General features: G+C 48.6%; 20 protein-coding genes. 1 reads left to right on the forward strand and 19 read right to left on the reverse strand.

From position 1 onward, the window contains the following. Positions 1–486: 486 nt before the first annotated feature. On the reverse strand, positions 487–1,365 hold the full coding sequence (locus HPT30_RS12370) for a nucleotidyltransferase-like protein (protein ID WP_175371700.1): 879 nt from the start codon (positions 1,363–1,365) through the stop codon (positions 487–489). Between the two features lie 138 nt (positions 1,366–1,503). Here HPT30_RS12370 and HPT30_RS12375 point away from each other — a divergent pair, with 138 nt between their 5' ends. Continuing rightward, the gene (locus HPT30_RS12375; RefSeq protein ID WP_175371701.1) at positions 1,504–1,872 is read left to right on the forward strand and encodes a DUF2614 family zinc ribbon-containing protein; all 369 of its coding nucleotides are present in this window, start codon (positions 1,504–1,506) and stop codon (positions 1,870–1,872) included. A 115-nt stretch (positions 1,873–1,987) separates the two neighbouring features. Here HPT30_RS12375 and HPT30_RS12380 read toward each other — a convergent pair whose 3' ends face one another. The 18 genes from HPT30_RS12380 to uptA form a co-directional block, all read right to left on the reverse strand. Beyond that, a complete protein-coding gene (locus tag HPT30_RS12380; RefSeq protein ID WP_175371702.1) occupies positions 1,988–3,709 on the reverse strand; it encodes a glycosyl hydrolase family 18 protein in 1,722 nt (573 codons plus the stop codon). A gap of 359 nt (positions 3,710–4,068) precedes the next feature. Beyond that, positions 4,069–4,506, reverse strand: coding sequence for a peroxide-responsive transcriptional repressor PerR (gene perR / locus HPT30_RS12385; protein WP_066365765.1), 438 nt, complete (start codon positions 4,504–4,506; stop codon positions 4,069–4,071). A 125-nt stretch (positions 4,507–4,631) separates the two neighbouring features. Beyond that, a complete protein-coding gene (locus HPT30_RS12390; protein ID WP_246317053.1) occupies positions 4,632–6,524 on the reverse strand; it encodes a DUF4097 family beta strand repeat-containing protein in 1,893 nt (630 codons plus the stop codon). A gap of 39 nt (positions 6,525–6,563) precedes the next feature. After that, complete coding sequence (locus HPT30_RS12395; RefSeq protein ID WP_175371703.1) at positions 6,564–7,031, reverse strand: GNAT family N-acetyltransferase; 468 nt, start codon at positions 7,029–7,031, stop codon at positions 6,564–6,566. Between the two features lie 94 nt (positions 7,032–7,125). Further along, entirely contained in the window at positions 7,126–8,559 is a 1,434-nt protein-coding gene (gatB, locus tag HPT30_RS12400) for an Asp-tRNA(Asn)/Glu-tRNA(Gln) amidotransferase subunit GatB (RefSeq protein WP_175371704.1), read from the reverse strand. A 346-nt stretch (positions 8,560–8,905) separates the two neighbouring features. Beyond that, positions 8,906–10,363, reverse strand: a complete 1,458-nt coding sequence (gene gatA, locus HPT30_RS12405) for an Asp-tRNA(Asn)/Glu-tRNA(Gln) amidotransferase subunit GatA (RefSeq protein WP_066365774.1) — start codon at positions 10,361–10,363, stop codon at positions 8,906–8,908. Between the two features lie 28 nt (positions 10,364–10,391). Then, complete coding sequence (gatC, locus tag HPT30_RS12410; protein ID WP_175371705.1) at positions 10,392–10,679, reverse strand: Asp-tRNA(Asn)/Glu-tRNA(Gln) amidotransferase subunit GatC; 288 nt, start codon at positions 10,677–10,679, stop codon at positions 10,392–10,394. A 135-nt stretch (positions 10,680–10,814) separates the two neighbouring features. Continuing rightward, positions 10,815–11,198, reverse strand: coding sequence for an ATPase (locus HPT30_RS12415; RefSeq protein ID WP_175371706.1), 384 nt, complete (start codon positions 11,196–11,198; stop codon positions 10,815–10,817). A 158-nt stretch (positions 11,199–11,356) separates the two neighbouring features. Next, positions 11,357–12,136 carry an ABC transporter permease gene (locus HPT30_RS12420; protein ID WP_175371707.1) on the reverse strand — a complete coding sequence of 260 codons (780 nt, stop codon included), beginning with the start codon at positions 12,134–12,136 and terminating at the stop codon, positions 11,357–11,359. After that, complete coding sequence (locus HPT30_RS12425) at positions 12,133–13,053, reverse strand: ABC transporter ATP-binding protein (protein ID WP_175371708.1); 921 nt, start codon at positions 13,051–13,053, stop codon at positions 12,133–12,135. Before HPT30_RS12425 ends, HPT30_RS12420 begins: the two co-directional genes overlap by 4 nt. Then, positions 13,050–13,355, reverse strand: a complete 306-nt coding sequence (locus tag HPT30_RS30695; RefSeq protein ID WP_312876330.1) for a PLD nuclease N-terminal domain-containing protein — start codon at positions 13,353–13,355, stop codon at positions 13,050–13,052. The genes HPT30_RS12425 and HPT30_RS30695 overlap by 4 nt, the downstream gene beginning before the upstream one ends. After that, positions 13,262–13,480, reverse strand: a complete 219-nt coding sequence (locus tag HPT30_RS12435; protein ID WP_175371710.1) for a hypothetical protein — start codon at positions 13,478–13,480, stop codon at positions 13,262–13,264. Before HPT30_RS12435 ends, HPT30_RS30695 begins: the two co-directional genes overlap by 94 nt. Then, positions 13,477–13,803, reverse strand: a complete 327-nt coding sequence (locus tag HPT30_RS12440) for a YxlC family protein (RefSeq protein WP_175371711.1) — start codon at positions 13,801–13,803, stop codon at positions 13,477–13,479. Before HPT30_RS12440 ends, HPT30_RS12435 begins: the two co-directional genes overlap by 4 nt. Beyond that, entirely contained in the window at positions 13,796–14,329 is a 534-nt protein-coding gene (sigY, locus tag HPT30_RS12445) for an RNA polymerase sigma factor SigY (protein WP_175371712.1), read from the reverse strand. Before sigY ends, HPT30_RS12440 begins: the two co-directional genes overlap by 8 nt. A gap of 71 nt (positions 14,330–14,400) precedes the next feature. Further along, complete coding sequence (locus HPT30_RS12450; protein ID WP_175371713.1) at positions 14,401–14,619, reverse strand: hypothetical protein; 219 nt, start codon at positions 14,617–14,619, stop codon at positions 14,401–14,403. Positions 14,620–14,944: 325 nt separating this feature from the next. Beyond that, positions 14,945–15,577: an MBL fold metallo-hydrolase gene (locus HPT30_RS12455; RefSeq protein WP_175371840.1), complete on the reverse strand. Its 633-nt coding sequence runs from the start codon at positions 15,575–15,577 to the stop codon at positions 14,945–14,947. Between the two features lie 2 nt (positions 15,578–15,579). After that, positions 15,580–16,146, reverse strand: coding sequence for a thioredoxin family protein (locus HPT30_RS12460; protein WP_175371714.1), 567 nt, complete (start codon positions 16,144–16,146; stop codon positions 15,580–15,582). Then, a complete protein-coding gene (gene uptA, locus HPT30_RS12465) occupies positions 16,143–16,760 on the reverse strand; it encodes an undecaprenyl phosphate transporter UptA (RefSeq protein ID WP_175371715.1) in 618 nt (205 codons plus the stop codon). The genes HPT30_RS12460 and uptA overlap by 4 nt, the downstream gene beginning before the upstream one ends. Positions 16,761–16,870: the final 110 nt, after the last annotated feature.

Raw genomic sequence — 16,870 nt, forward strand, 5'->3', positions numbered from 1 at the left:
AATAGGTTTTTTCGAGCGATCACTTCCTCGAATTACTTCAAGAAAATAACCATCCGAAAACTTATCGAAAAGAGCGATTGCTCATTTTGAAACATCTGACGAGAATTAAAATTCTCATTTTTGAACTCACTTTCGTGAATTCGATACTCACTCGTTGTTCAGTTTTCAAAGATCAAGCTGTTCTCGTTGTCCGCTCAATGTCTCAGCAGCAACTCTTATACTATAACATGTTGCCCTCGTTTTCGTCAACCCTTTTTTTTAATTTCTTTTTTCAGGTTGTTCATCGATTGTTTTCCAACAAATCGCTGTCTCAGAGGGACGAGTTATAATTTATCACATCTTCATGCGATGAGTCAACTATAAATTTATATTTATTTCACAATCCCCATTCCTAAGCTACAACAAACAAAAAAAGAGAGTGCTCCGCCTCTCCCTACCCACAGCTTTTATCTATAGTATATCGTTCCAGCGTGCTTCTTCTTATCTCTATACAGTATAGCGAACAGCATGACCTTCCCCCGGATTAGCTTCACCCCAGGAAGTAATTTCTCGAAGTAGTGAACGGGAGGCAAGTTTACGAAGAACAAGCGGAAGTTCGGCTTCCAGCGGTTTTAGACCTGAATGCTGAAGGAGTTCTGCGATGCTCCATGGCTCTTTACGGCTCTTCAGAATGGAGAGAAGTAAACTACAACAATCAACCATCTTCGACATGATTGAGAAATCACAGGCTAACAAGATCAGCTCCACTCTTTGTTCCAGCGTCTCCGTGCTTACAGTGAGTTCTTCATACAGCTTATGGACCGGTGTGTTCATCTTTTTAACTTGATCCCATACAGCCGGCTCGGGAAAACAACCACTTTCGCTCACTTCTATGCGTGCCCAATGATACAGTGCCATCAATATACAATTGTAAGCATCCATAATACACGAGGCCTCCAGGTAGCGTTTGGCCTTCAAGTACATATGCAAAAAACGGGCGAATTCCATAAACAATACCCGTTCCTTTAGCGACCCTGTAAATTGAGCGATCTCCCTGCGCATGTCCTCAAGAATGCCCTTCGGATCCCAGATTACCTCTCCCGACATCAAACTAGTAAGAAGTTCATTGTTATCCCCCGCCATAACTGCCCGTTCGAGAGCAGACAAGCTTACGTGGAGAGAATGGGTGTGCCGCTCACCCGCAATCGTCTGGCTAATTAGACGTTCCTTCTCCTGCCCTTCATGCAGCATCAGCACGACCATATCAAAATCGTGAAGTAGCGCACTCTGAAAAGGAGCGTTCCCCTTCCGCCGCATTGCCACGGCGCCGAGAACACTATCATCAAACGTTTCTCCACTTAACAAAGTCAAATTGGACAGTTCCATACTTCCCTCCATCAAATTTGGCGATTTTGCGTCAATTCAGTTATAATTCAGGTATAATTTACTTAGTAATGTAATTCTACATATCGCTGTTAGTTCCTTCTGGTCAACCGAACTATATTTAGTTAGGAGTTAATACTCATGAAATTCAAATCGGCCAAGATCAACGCTTTCCGTACATGGGGACTTCTGCTCACAATGCTTGGAATGGGACTAATGATTTTGGGGACTGCTGGTATTGTATTCTGGGGCCCGGCCGGTAAAGTATTTGCCGGAATTGGACTTGTAATCGGTTTAATTGCGATGGTCGCCAGTATGGCCATCTATTTCTGGGCTGGCATGCTCTCTACAAGCGCTGTGCAGGTAGAATGCCCGGAATGTCATAAGTTCACCAAAATGCTCGGCAAAACCGACCGCTGCATGTTCTGTCACACCATTCTCACACTGGACCCAAACCAGGCGAATATTACTGCAGAACAGCTTAAACAACAGCAGCTTAACCAGAATTAGAAATGCTTGCTTGCTTGCTTGCACCCCCCATCTGAATGTTACTCCAACTAGATATGCATAGAAAAAGGGACATCCGGTTAGCCGGAGTCCCTTTTTAGATTATTTTAACAAAATATTACTTATGAATTCCCTGTAAAGCTTCCCATGCCGACGGATTAGCAAAGCTACGGTTCCAAGAACCAATGCCTCCAAGTCCGAGGGACTGGGCAAGCTCCACTCTAGCCTTCAACGACGTCTTATCCTCGATCCATATTTTGCGAAGAACGCCTTCTTCCTTGTACTCTACATAATTCTGCCCTGCACTCTCATCAAAAGTTGGTTTCAACTTCTTCTCATTGATGATCTTGTCCACTGCATTCATGCTCACTGCCTTGGAGCTGACCTTCGTCTTGCCACCCACTGGAGTCTCGGTCCAGATCCGTGTATACAGAGGCACACCAAGGATCAGTTTCTCTGGAGGTACCTCATCTTCATCGATAATGCGATTCATCGCTTTCTTGACCCATGGCAGTGAAGCTACAGATCCCGCTTTGGGACTAGCTGCCCAATGCTCATCATACGCCATAACGATCAGAAAATCCGTAAGCGAACCCAGGGAACGACGATCAAGGAACAACGACCACATTTCACTGTTCGATTTTGGGGTGACGTCTATGGATACGATGAGGTTTTTGGCTTGCGCCATCGGCTTCAGTTCGCGCATAAACTGCGTAACGTTCTCCCCGTCCTTCGTATACACATTCTCAAAGTCTATGTTGATCCCGTCAAGATTGTACAGATCTGCATATTCCAGCATCTGCACGATCGTCCTCATCCGCTTCTCATAAGTGGACAAAGCTTGTGTTGTCAGATCAGCCTCAAAGCTGTTACTGAGCAGGCCCCATACTTCCATTCCCTGAGCATGAGCCCACTGCACATAAGCGCTGTCAGCCTGGCTGCGAACATTCCCATCGGTATCCACAATCCGGAACCAGGTAGGACTGACTACATTAATACCCGGCAGCTTGCCGATTGCGTTCGGGTCTGGCTTGCGTTCGTAGACGGCTTCCCAGATGAGGTTAACAGGCTTTCCATTCCAGCTACGCTCAGCCCTTGAAGGCGTCACTGGCTTCACCTCAACGGTTTTATCACCGTCAGGGATAATATCGCCCGTCTTGGCATATCCCGTATAGCCACTGTCCAGCTGCACATACAACCAGCCCTCTTCGGCTTCTTTCCAGATTCTCACCGGAGCTCCGGGAGGCATGTCCGCTACTATTGGTGCATGAACCGTGGCTTCTGTACGCAAGGCAACTGTTTTGCCTCCGGCATCCCCCTTCACTTTTCCAAGCGGAACCGATTCTCCTGCACTCATTAACAAGACCGCACCGGTATCCTTGTCCTCTTGGACTTCAAACCCGTACAAATCCTCAAGCGTTGCTGTTGGCAGATAAGTCACACCACCCTTCACTTCCGGCGCGAGCCGAAGCTGCAGGGGCTTGTTATTGAGACTGGCATCCGTTGTGTTCTCCTGCATATAAAGAAGTTCATTACCTGTTGATAGGATCACCGATTTCGTAGCCGCTTCATAGCGGATAGACGGATCTACATACTCCTGAAGCAGCGGCAGCGGTAAAAGAAGGCCATCTCCCGTTCCAGTGGCGGAGTAGCCGGTCAGCTCTCCTTTGACGAATACAGGTCTCTCCAGCCCCTTCCAGTCCGGGTCCACATGCTGCCGGTTCGGCATTATATAAAAGACCACCCAGTAAGCTGCAGCTGCGATAACCAAAAGCCCAAGTAGGCGGCGAAAAAAGCTTCCGCGTTTTTTAACATGTCTTTGTCCATGTCTTCTGTCCAAGATGCATCCTCCAACTATAACATTTTTGAATTAAGGTTAAATACGGCTAGCACCGACTTTAAGTATACGCGCTAAATGCCTGTTTTGTTTCGAAAATCGCTGGAATAAATCCCTGATTCTGCAAGTAGAAACGGTTTGCCTTCCTCTAAGGGACGGTATCCGTTTCAGGAGAAAGAAATATTAAAGATGATTTATAGCGAAAACATATATATCCTTATATTTTTAAAAAATTATAAAAAATAAAACGTGCAGCTTCCGTTGACCGGATTCCGCACGTCATGGACAGACAGGCCATAGGTCTCCCGGATCATCCGAAGTGCCTTGCTTTCCCGCCTTTTACTATTCAGCTGCTTGTAATTCTACTGCTGGATCTTCTTGTCATTGCACTCTTCACATACTCCATAAAGTTCCATACGGAGTCCCGTAATTCTGAATCCCGTCTCCTCTGCTGCACGATGTTCCACATCATGAAGCGGCGGATAACTGAAATCCTCTATCTTGCCGCATGTCTGGCAGATCACATGATAATGATCCGAGACATTGGCGTCGAACCTGCTGGAATTATCGCCGTAAGTCAATTCACGAACCATACCGGCTTCCATGAACATTTTGAGATTATTATATACGGTTGCCACGCTCATGCTTGGAAACTTAGGCTCCAGCGCCCGGTAAATATCGTCCGCCGTCGGATGATTCATCGCTTCCATCAAATACGTAAGTATTGCATGTCGCTGGGGTGTAATACGGACACCGGTTGTCTTTAATTGTTCCAATGCATGTTGTACGCCACTACCCATAATTGCCACCGCCTTCAAATTAAAACTTCAGTAAAAGTATATTTACAATTGTAAGACCGCTCTTTCAATATTGTCAATGTGGTCAGTACATTATATTTATTATTATATAAGAAAAATTACTTTATTCAATATTTCCTCACATTTAGATTGCTGTTTCCTTCTACATGCAGCTTAAATTCTGCCATTCCCGATTCTCCAGAGATTGTTTTTTTGTCGATAACCGTTCCCGGCAAATCCGAGATGATATCTCCGTATCCACTGGAACCACTCAGTTTGTAATCTCCTGTCTCGGGGAGGTATAAGCTGATGTCACCCACTGCGCTGTAAATATCCCAGTCCCCGCCAACGGAAGGTGAACGAACAATAATACCACCATTCAGGGATTCTGCATGCAGCTTCAGAGGCGCACCATCAATCTCCAGATTGCCGTTCTTGCTGGAAAGATCAATGTTATCATTGCTGTTCATAGCGCTGACATTGCCGACTACTGTCGACAGCTTCAAGGCACCGTTCACATCCCAGGCGTTCATATCTCCACCGTTCGTCGTCAAATCCACGCTACCCTGCACCGCTCTGGCACGGACCGCACCATTCAGCGTCTTCCCTTTAACATCGCCGTAGATTCGGTGAAGAATCAATTGACCATTGCCCGTCTCCAGGGAAATGTCCTTGATCGCTTCTACATTCTGGAGTGTTATGCCACCGTTCATAGTGCGGACCTCGACGTCAAACCGTCGGTCCTCTGGTAACGAAATATCCAGGTTCATTCGCGGTTGACGCTTGCCTGAATCACCGTAGGCTTTGCTTTTGGGGGTGATTTTGATATTGGGACCTTCAACCACATCCACAAAGGACTGCTCGGAGATTGCTTCAGCCACCGCACCTTCTAATTGATCTACCCAGACGGTAGTATTGATCTCAATATTCTGCACTGGAGCACGGTGCAGCAGGATATCTCCGTTGATCCCGTCTATTGAGATTTTCGCGGTATTAAGTTCAACCGGGACAATTAGCGTGGGCTTCTTAAATTCCCTTCCTTGTGCTTCCCCGTAATCAACGGCGGCTGCGGTTAAATTGAGGCTCACACGGTTCCATAAATGCAGATAATGTTCCTGCTCCGCAACAAGAAAGACACTCGCCGCCAGTACAATAGCAGACAACAGGCCTCTAAGATCAAGCTTCGCTCTTGCAGCATGGTTTGCGTTCACACGGCGGGCAAAGACATATATAAGCAAGTACTCCACACCCCAAAGTACAGGGATCATTGGCCACCACTTCAGCAGGAGCAGCATCCGGTCCGTCCCATCTTTCCAATCGAGGAATAGAAGGATGCCGACACTAATTAGCAGAACAACAGCTGTATATCTCCCAACGCGACGCTTCCGGCGCTCCTTCCGTCTCCGCAGGGCAGCTCCATTGGCAATCTCCCTAGTCCCCAGTAACAAACCAGCTCCTACCAAAGCTATTGCGATTGCAGCCTCCACGTGATGCTCGATGAAATACTGCATCCATGGTGGCTTTTGCCGGAAAAGAAAGAGCAGCGTCCCGCCAAATAGCAGCATCAGGCCAAACGATAGGCCAGGCTCAGTAACAAAGGTCCGGCGTTTGGAGGGCACAGGAGCAATTCCGGGGTCTTGTTCCACTGGAAATCGCAAAATCCGATCTGCAGATTGCAGCACGTCGTATACATTATAGAAATAAAGCACAGGGATCAATAACCCCAGCAGGATCAGCAGCGGCACATTAATCTGCATGCCTATTGACGAGAAATATATTAATGCAGAAATATCTAAAAGAATTGCAAAGATAAAAGATATCCCTTTGCGAAGCAGCCCAAAGTAGATATGCCCGGACCCGGGAATAAGCGCCGCCAGCAAGCCGGCAATAAATTTACGTTTGCGTCTGCGCCGTTTGGGCCGGGGCGGAATACGTTTAGGCTGACCCTCATCCTGAAGTGACTCTTGCACATCCACTTCACTCTGCTCTTCTTCGGGAACGAACTCCGGCTTATCTGTCATTCCTGGCTCCTCCTCTCTCCAAGATTGCCTTGTCCTGCCTCAAAGGTGACCCCTCCGGTAAAACTCGACCAGTTCAACACCAGGTGCAACTTCTTCTACTCCCACTTGAACAAATCCATGCTTTGTGTACAAGGCAACCGCAGGAAGGTTCAGTTTGCCAGTGGAAACGATGAACTGTTCCATCTCACTGTATTTTTCAAATACGTATTCCAAGAGCGCACTGCCAACTCCCTTACGGAAGTGGCCCGGGTTCACCATCATCCGGGTAATCGTCAGCTTGCCAGGTGATTCTTCTTCAACAGCAACTGCACCCATCAACTCACAGGCGTGGTCATGACAGCCGTAAAAAATCTCCGGGGATTGTCTTAGCATATCCCTCGTCTCCATTAGTGGAGGAATCTCATGAAATCCGATGAGCTCCGCTTCCAAGCGGTATGCCTTGTGTTGAAGGCTCCATAAATCATCAACAGTCATCTCATCCTGAAGATCAATTCTTGTTATATTCATTCCCGCCGTCCCCTTATATGCCGCGAAGGGCCTGCCGTTGCCGACAAGCCCCAAGTTATATATCGCTACAAGTATATTACCCACAACCAGACAATCAGTTATCTAAAACCTCAGCCAGCAATTTGTTAACAAGGCCTGGGTTTGCTTTGCCTTTACTTTCTTTCATTACCTGTCCAACCAGGAAGCCGATCGCTTTTTGCTTGCCCGCTTTATAGTCCTCTACGGACTGCGGATTGGCCGCAACAACGGCTTCAACGATTCCTTTAATGGCTCCCTCATCGCTGATTTGTACAAGTCCCTTCTCCTCAACGATAGCTCCAGGCAGTTTGCCGGATTCCAGCATTTCCTTGAAGACGGTCTTGGCAATCTTGTTGCTGATGGTTCCACCCGCAATAAGGCCGATCATCTCGCCGAGACCCTGAGGGGTGATCTTCACTTGAGACAGCTCCAGATTGTTGCTGTTCAAATAACCCAGCAAGTCACCCATGATCCAGTTGGCTACAGCCTTGGCATCCTGGGTATATGCCAGACTTCCCTCGAAGAAATCAGCCAGCGGCTTGGATGAGGTAATTACACCAGCATCGTAAGCCGGAAGTCCGAATTCCTCGCTGTAACGAGCTTTTCGTGCATCGGGAAGCTCAGGGATACCCGCGCGAATGGATTCTCTCCATGCTTCATCAATATGAAGAACAATTAGATCCGGGTCCGGGAAGTAGCGGTAATCATGCGCCTCTTCCTTACCGCGCATGGACAAGGTCTTGCCTTGAGCTTCATCCCAGCGGCGCGTCTCCTGTACAACAACACCACCGTCGTCGAGAATCTCAGCCTGACGGTATTCCTCGTACTCCAATCCGCGTAATACACCACGGAAGGAGTTCATGTTCTTAAGCTCGGCCCGGATGCCAAACTCAGCTTGTCCGTACGGACGCAAGCTGATATTCGCATCACAACGCATCGAGCCCTCTTCCATCTTCACATCAGATACATCGCAATATTGCATGATCGCCCGGATTTTTTCCAGGTAAGCCCGTGCTTCTTCTGGTGATCTCAGCTCCGGCTCAGAGACAATTTCAATCAGTGGCGTACCCACCCGGTTGAAATCAACAAGTGATGCATAGCCGCCGTCCACGTGGGTCAGCTTACCGGCGTCTTCCTCCAGATGCAGTCGGGTAATGCCAATCCGCTTGGTCTCCCCATTCACTTCGATATCAATCCAGCCGTTCAGACCAATCGGCTGATCGAACTGGGAAATCTGATAAGCCTTCGGCGAATCGGGATAAAAATAGTTTTTACGGTCAAATTTGCTAACGTCACCAATGGTACAATTCAGCGCCATTGCGGCCTTCATTGCATAATCCACCGCTTGGCGGTTCAGTACCGGCAGAACGCCGGGATGGCCCAGGCAGACTGGACAAGTGTGCGTGTTAGGCGGAGCGCCGAATTCGGTGGAGCAGCCGCAAAAGATTTTGGACTTTGTATGAAGCTCCACATGGACTTCCAGTCCGATAACCGTTTCATATTTAGACATAAGTTATCTCATTCCCTTAAAAGTTTTGTGAGCCTATTCTTCACTATATAGATTGAACTTGTGATTTTTCTACTATGGGATGAGCCGTGACTCCAGAGAATGTTTGGACTTTCGGCCGCTGTTGTCTGCAGATTTCTCAGGATTGTACCGCTTTTCGCGGATAAAATCCGGAAAGCCTATGCTTCCGATGCGAGCTTTCCTTCGGAAAGCTTTTAGGCGAACGCCATCGCTCCTACAGTTCCAAAATTCCCCTACGCCACTTTTCCCTTCTTGTATATTTTCAAGTCCAATTTATATAGATATCTTGTGCAAAACTTGCTTCAGAGCGTAAGCTTCAAAGTCCGTATTAGAGCTGTGGACGTTGCTTGTGATGATCTGTATTCTGTTCAAATGCGTGAGCAACACGCAGTACAGTGCTTTCGTCAAATTCCTTACCGATAATTTGCAGACCTACCGGGAGTCCTTCAGCAAAACCGCAAGGAACGCTGACAGCCGGAATACCGGCCAGACTTACAGGAATAGTCAAAATATCATTCAGGTACATAGTCAGCGGATCTTCGGTCTGCGAACCCAGTTTAAATGCTGTTGTAGGGGCAGTCGGCCCGATCACAACATCGTATTTCTGGAAGATTTCATCAAAGTCCTGCTTAATCAGAGTTCTTACCTTCTGAGCTTTCAGATAATAAGCATCGTAGTAACCTGAACTGAGCGCATAGGTGCCCAGCATGATCCGGCGCTTCACTTCTGGCCCAAAGCCAAGACTGCGGGAGTTGTGATACAGGTCTAGCAGGCCGCTGCCATCATCCGCACGAACGCCATAACGGACACCGTCAAAGCGGGCCAGGTTGGAGGATGCCTCCGACGAAGCCAGCAAATAATAGGTAGCAACCGCATATTCGGTATGCGGCAAGGATACTTCATCCCAAGTAGCTCCGAGGCTTTCCAGCACTTTAAGTGCTGCCAAAACCGGCTCGCGAACAGAAGCATCAACGCCTTCACCCAGATACTCCTTCGGTACTGCAATACGCAGTCCGGATACATCGCCAGTAAGCGAGCTCAAATAATCAGGAATATCCACTTTAGCGGATGTGGAATCCTTGGCATCATATCCAGCAATAGCTTGCAGTACATATGCGGAATCCTCGACATTGCGAGTAATTGGGCCAATCTGATCCAGCGAGGAGGCGAAAGCCACCAAGCCATAACGCGACACTAGGCCATAGGTCGGTTTAAGACCTACTACGCCGCAGTATGAAGCGGGTTGGCGAATGGAACCACCGGTGTCGGAGCCAAGTGCGAAGAAAACTTCGCCAGCTGCGACAGCAGCAGCGGAACCGCCACTGGAGCCGCCGGGAACGCGTTCAAGATCCCACGGATTGCGCACAGGACCAAAGCTTGAGTTCTCATTGGAGCCGCCCATAGCGAACTCGTCCATATTCAGCTTGCCGATGGTTACAGCGTCAGCCTGACGCAGTTTGTCGGCTACAGTAGCATCGTAGACCGGTTGGAAATTGGTCAGGAATTGGCTGGCACAAGTCGTACGCAATCCCTTGGTAGAAATGTTGTCCTTAATTCCTGCCGGGAGGCCGAACAGCAGACCGCGTGCCGCGCCCGAGGCAAGTTTGTCATCCAGAGAGCGTGCCGCAGCACGTGCGCCCTCTTCATTTAACGTCAAAAAAGCATGCACGCGCGCATCCCGCTCAGCGATGGCGGACAACGATTCTTCAGTCAACTCACTGACAGAAATCTCCTTGTTGTTAAGCATGTTATGTACTTCTGGCAATCGATATTGAAACAGGCTCAAGATTCTTCCTCCTTCTTAATAGGTGTAGTTATTCCAGTACCGCTGGTACCTTGAATTGTCCGTCTTCCTGATCTGGCGCGTTAAGCAGCGCCTCTTCCTGAGACAAGCTGTCCTTCACAACATCGTCGCGCATGACATTGCTTACCTGAAGCACGTGAGTGGTTGGCTTCACATTTTCTGTGTCAAGCTCATTGAGCTTCTCTGCATATTGTAAAATGGCATTCATTTGTTCGGTAAAGGTTGCCTCTTCTTCCGGGCTTAACTGCAGGCGAGCCAGCTTGGCCACATGCTGCACATCTTTGACAGTAATGCTCATAACAAACATCCCTCCTGATTAAAGGGCTAAAGCGCCCGGATAACGTTTTTAATTATATTGTAGAAGCCTGGACAATTCAATGTGCTTGTACTACGCCTCAGGCATGTTAAAAAAGCCGGCTTGCGCCGGCCCTTCTTAAATCCAAGCCCGGAGATTCACTTGCTTAATGAATTCCGCCTGGGACAGACTCTCTTTGGTTGTGGTCTCTATCTCTTCCGCATCGGTTGCATCGCCGTTCATTAAATAATGGAACAGCTTCTCATTATGCGTGGACAAGGCATAATCGATCAACGCTTCATGCGTCGCCCGCTCGGCTTCGACAGTCAGCAAAACTTCTTCTGCTTCAATATCCTCTGCCGGAACATAAAAATTCCGGTTCGCCTGGGGAACTCGAATGACATAATCAAACGCATTATCGGGATTGCGATCGTAAGCAATCAGGTAGCCGTAGTCCCCGATAGGAAGACCCTGCTCGAAAGCGTCCGCGACAATGACAATCTTCTCTCCTAAACGCAGCATCGCCCTACCTCCTGGCTCAAAATCTATGATGATTTTGCTTATTTCATCAGTCTACTAAAAAATAATAGAGCTGTCTAGCGGAAGGAGGAAGCACACAAGCTTTTTTCCATAATATGCTTAGGGATTGGCAAAAAGTCTTGGCTGCAGTGTCATCGCTCTCATTTCGGTAATTTATTCCTGCCCATTAGCGTAGAAGCCCCGGCCACACAAAAGAGTATGAGCAGCGCTGCCGACAGACAAGGACTTAAGTTCACTCCGACAGCTTCCCTTCCTTCGGAAAGGAGCCTGGCAGACAGTCCGGGGAGGGCCGCTGGTGTCCACTGGAACCATGATGGCATCAGGCTGTCGGCAAGTGCCATTCCCGCGGACGACAGAAGTGACAGGAATGCAGCGGCAGGCGCACGCAAAAAAGCACTGAATAGCAAAGTGAGCGAAAGAGCGCACAACAGCCATATTCCATAAAGTGCGGCTGCCGCTACGACATCCATCCAGGGAAGAGAACCTATCAATTGCTCCGTATAATAGAGTGCACTAGCTACACCTAAGCCTAATGCAAGAAACAGTATGGTAAACAACCCCGCCCACTTAGCAATTACAAATCCAGCAGGTGACACAGGTTTGGATAACACAAGTTCTGCACTACCGTTGTACCGTTCTCCGGACAAGCTATTCATGGCCACCAGCACCAGCACCAGAATTCCGATTGTGCTGTATTGCCCCAGCGCCTGGGACATCACCGTGCCTGCACCTGGCATGACATAGCCTTCCAAAATCCCTTGAGGGACATTGTTCGCTGCCTGCAAAATTTCCGGCATATAGTAGGTTATTATAGGCTGCATAGCTCCCAGCAGAATAAAGACCACAGGTATCCAGATTAGTTTATAAGTCCGAGCTGTTTCCAGCATTTCTTTTTGATAAACAATCCATGTATTTCTCATCCCCCGACCACCTTCATGAACATATCCTCAAGCGTGGAAGAACCTGCTTCGAATTGCAGAAGAGGGATGTTAGAAGCGGCAGCTTCCTTCAGAATGGTATGACGTGCTTGCTTCAAATTGTCCACATTGAACACAGCATGCTCTCCATTAAGACGTGCCTCCAATATAAAGGGCTTGGCGCCAACGGAGTTTAACCACTGGATAGCCTCTGCATTCTTCTCCGTACGAACCGTTATGACTGGCTGACTGTACTTGGAACGCAGCACGGACAATGCTCCCTGCTCTGCAATCAATCCATCCTTCATCACTATAATCTCGTCACATACTTCTTCCGCATCGTGAAGCACATGGGTGGAAAAAACGATGGTTGTCTCTTCCCGGATTTCACGCAGCAGTTCCATGACCTCCCGTCGGCCAATGGGGTCAAGCGCCGATACCGGCTCATCAAGCAGCAGTAAGCGGGGACGGTGCACAAGCGCCTGTGCCAGACCCAAACGCTGCTTCATTCCGCCAGAGTACCCGGCGATGCGGCGGCGTGCGGCAGCTTTCAGCCCCACCCGTTCCAATGCGGCCTTAGCCTTGCCTTCAGCTTCCTTCCTGTTCATTCCCGCGAGCTTGGCAGCAAAGACAACGTATTCCTGACCGCTCATCCAGCCGTAAAAAGCTGGCGATTGAGGTAGATATCCCAGTTCCCGCCGGAAATCTCCTCCTTGGTAACTCCCTGTGAAGCCGATGCTTCCCGCTGATGGCGGGAGCAGGCCGGCAATCATGCGCAGCGTCGTTGTCTTCCCGGCACCATTAGGTCCGAGCAGCGCGACACAGCTTCCTTGGGCAATCTCAAAGCTGATCCCACCCACAGAGAGGTGCCTGCCGTAGCTTTTGCGCAAATTCGAGACTTGAAGTAACGGCTGCATCATATCTCCCTCCTACCGACCGTGAAATACGCTATACTGCCCAATAAATTCCCGGCTACAATAATGATGATCCAGAGCCACTTGGGCCCCCGGACGTTCTCCGCTTTCCAAAGTGAAATTAAACCGATTACCGCAAGTAATACTTGCAGTGCCAGAAGTGGTAATATGAGCCCCCAATTCACTCTCTCCATAGCGCCACTCTCCTTCATTGTTACTTTCCATTGGCTCCTCGTCTTCTGGATTCCGGTAAAACAACGAACAGCAGATACACAACTGTTGGTGTTGGGACTCCGGTAATCCCCCATAACCCCCAGAACCAGGCCATCTTGCCTCTTCGCTTTGCATCCCGAAAAAGCAAGTTCCCTTGCAAAAATAAACAAACGGCCACAACGATCCATATCCATAGCGGCACATCCTGCAGCTCGTTCATTCCCTGGCACCCTCTTTCCAGCGCCGGAAGCGTGATACCGTCAGACCTACTAATGCGGCTAGCGGTATAATTCCTTGAAGGGTCAGATAGATTACTGGCACGTAACCAAGTAAAGCTAATGTAGAGCTGAGCAGAATCACTGAGACGATACAGAAAAGCAGCCTCTCCTTGCGAGTCTTCTTTCGTCTCGATTGTTCCTCTGCCACAATTAAAGATTCCAGCGCTCTGAGGGATGGAGGGGGAATATCATACTGCACATCCAGACGACCCATCTCCCTAGTAAGTTTGTGCAATAACGCCTCCTGCTCGTCATTCTTATTCATTGTCTTCTCTCAGCTCCTTTCGTAATTGATTCAGGCCATAGGCTACCCGTGATTTGACCGTACCAGCAGGAATCTGCAAAATCTCTCCGATCTCTTCATAGCTGTAACCGTAATAATGCTTCAGCAGGACCGCTATCCTCTGAGCGGAAGGTAATCTGGATAATGCATCCAGCACGTCGCTCCATTCCTCATCCTTGCTCTCAAACTGCCAGCGGATGGAGCGAACCCCCTGTTCCTGCCGCTTCCATCGCTCCTCACGTTTCCAGCGTCGTTTCCGGTCAATATAAAGCCGAGTCGCAATAGTAATCAGCCAGGAGGAAAAAGATGAGGAGCCATTGTAGGCCCGGATTTTCTCCATGCATCTGACCATGGTATCCTGGGCAATTTCCTCCGCCAGCAAAGGGTCCATGGTCACTTTGATCAAATATTTGTACAGAAAGGTATAATGTTCACGGAGAAGCACCGCAAGTGATGAAACATCACCCTGCTGAGCCTGCCGTACCCTTTCCTTCATTAGATCGTCCATGGTCCCCTCCTCCATAAAAATTGTTAGCAAATATAATACGATTAGCGAGGAAAGATCGTTCAATCAGCGACTCATAATTTATTCTGGTACTCCCAAAGCTTGCGCCGCCAAGGCTGGATCGAGCCTTTCCCGGCAGGAAAACACCAGAACAACGTTTCTCTCCCACGACGACGATCCGTTATGCTTCCCCCCTGAGCGCTTTCGTAGTCCCTGCTCAAACAGGCCTCCCTAACCAAATTCTCTGACGTAACAGTAGCCTCTTCTTCTCCTACGTTCTGTCTGTACTCCATGAATGAACAAAAGCCGCCTTTCTCCGGACACTCCGAAAAAAAGCGGCAGTTCTTGCTGCAAAAGTGCTCATATGTACCTTGAGATCTGGGGAATCCGTAGTCCAAGTGCCCCGACATATCATCCTTCAATTCAAGCCCTCCCTACTATGTAAATCAAATTCAAACCCATATGTAGACAAAAAAAGAACGCAAACCGGGATTATTCCACAGTCTGCGTGCTTCGCGAGGTAAATATTACATTTAATTAACAATATTGTAGCAAGTTTGTATTCTCTTGTCCATCTGTATTTTCCCGATTTTTGTCAGTACTTCTGGAATGATAGACTTATAAAGATACGTATGGATTGTTCTCGCGCTCGAACCCGATCGTTGTCCGTGAGCCGTGACCCGGATATACCTTGACCTCTCCATCCAGCCGGTACAGCTTGCCCCGAATGGAATCAAACAAATCACGTTCCCGCCCACCAGTTAGATCGGTACGCCCTACTCCAAGCTTGAACAGCACATCACCGGAGAACAGGTCATCTCCACACAGAAAGCTTACGCTGCCGGGAGAATGGCCTGGGGTATGGAAGACACGGAAAGTATGTCCTATCAAGTCCAGAACCTGACCTTCTCCTAGATCATATTCCGCTGGAGCTGTGGTTAAAGGAGAGGACAGATTCGGCCACATCAGTGAACCGTTCAGCTTGGGATTCTCCAGCCACTGACTCTCCAAGGGGTGCAGATAGACAGGGCAGTTCTTCAGCTTGCGGATTTCATCCACGCCGCCCATATGGTCAAAATGGGCATGTGTCAGCAAGATCGCCTCAATCTCCATCCCCTCGATGCTTCGTACCAGTGCAGCAGGATTCATACCGGGATCGATAATGATGCCCCGTGCTGGATCAGCCCCTGTGAGCAGATAAGCGTTGGTCTGAAGCGGGCCAAGTGTAAATGAACGAATATTAAGCATGATTTTTAGAAACCGGAAATCAGGCCACGCAGCTCTTTGGCGATAATGGCGTGGGATTCCGTTCCTTCCCCGTAGGCTTGACCCATTGCCTTGCGAACGTCCCCGATTTTGCTGTCATAATCAGCAGCTTCCCGGTCAGGATTTTCCTGTTTGAACTCTCTCATCAGACGTTGTACATGCTCAGGACGAGGTCCCCAATGACCAAGCACATAGCCGCCTGTATCGGCGAAGATAACGATTGGCACCGAACGACCGCCCATGGTCAGGAAGTTGTCCATCAAGTCCTGATTTTCCTCTAAAATGAGTACTTCGGTCTTGATTCCCGCGGTTTCAAGGATACGGAACACGGCAGGAACATTGCGCACAACATCGCCGCACCAATCCGCTGCCAGAATGAGTACACGCAAATCATCGCGGTGATTCAGGCTCTCGAAAAATTCCCGGTCGCTCTCGTCTTCCCAGGCAAACTTCTCATACCAGGCTTCGAAATCCTGCTGATTGCGGGTCATACCCTCAACGAATTGACGGGGCGTGAGGCCTTGACCAAATTTAGTAGCTACATTTTGCTTCATGCTGCATTCCCTCTCTTCTTCTTGGATTGGTACCACTTGAATACAAAATAAATAACAATAAGGGCAATAGCACCTAGAATAATTTCGTGAGTATACTTCGCAGCGACTTCATCAATGTTCTTCCACTTATCGCCTAGCGTCATACCCAAGTATACAAATAATGCACTCCATGGGATAACGGCAAGCGTGGTCAGAAATGTGAACTTACCCAGTGGCATCCGGGTGATTCCGGCAGGTACGGATATGGCATGGCGTACAACCGGAATAAACCGGGCTGTGAAAATAACGCCTGTCCCATATTTATTGAACCACTCTTCGGAGTGATCAATGTGCTTTTTGGAGATGAAAATGTACTTTCCGTACTTCTCCAGTACAGGTCTGCCGCCGTAACGGCCGATCCAGTATACGAAAATCTGGGCAATAACGCCGCCGATGGTTCCGAATACCACTGCACCAAAGTAATTAATATCTCCCGTCCAAACCAGATAGCCTCCATAAGCCAGAACAATTTCACTCGGAATTACTTCCATCATTAATCCGATCATAATCCCGAAGTAGCCAAGGCTCTGAATCCATTCAAAAAGATTCGAGATCAGATCAGAGATAACATGCATGTTGGCGCTCCTCCTCCCTTTATTTGCATAGGCGGCAGGGCTCACTGCATCGCTATGCTCTATGTAGCCAGTCTTCTCTTAGCCTATTCTAGCATATGGAAGGATACAAC

Origin of the sequence: Paenibacillus agri (genome assembly GCF_013359945.1) — a bacterium.
GTDB classification, from domain to species: Bacteria; Bacillota; Bacilli; order Paenibacillales; family Paenibacillaceae; genus Paenibacillus_AQ; species Paenibacillus_AQ agri.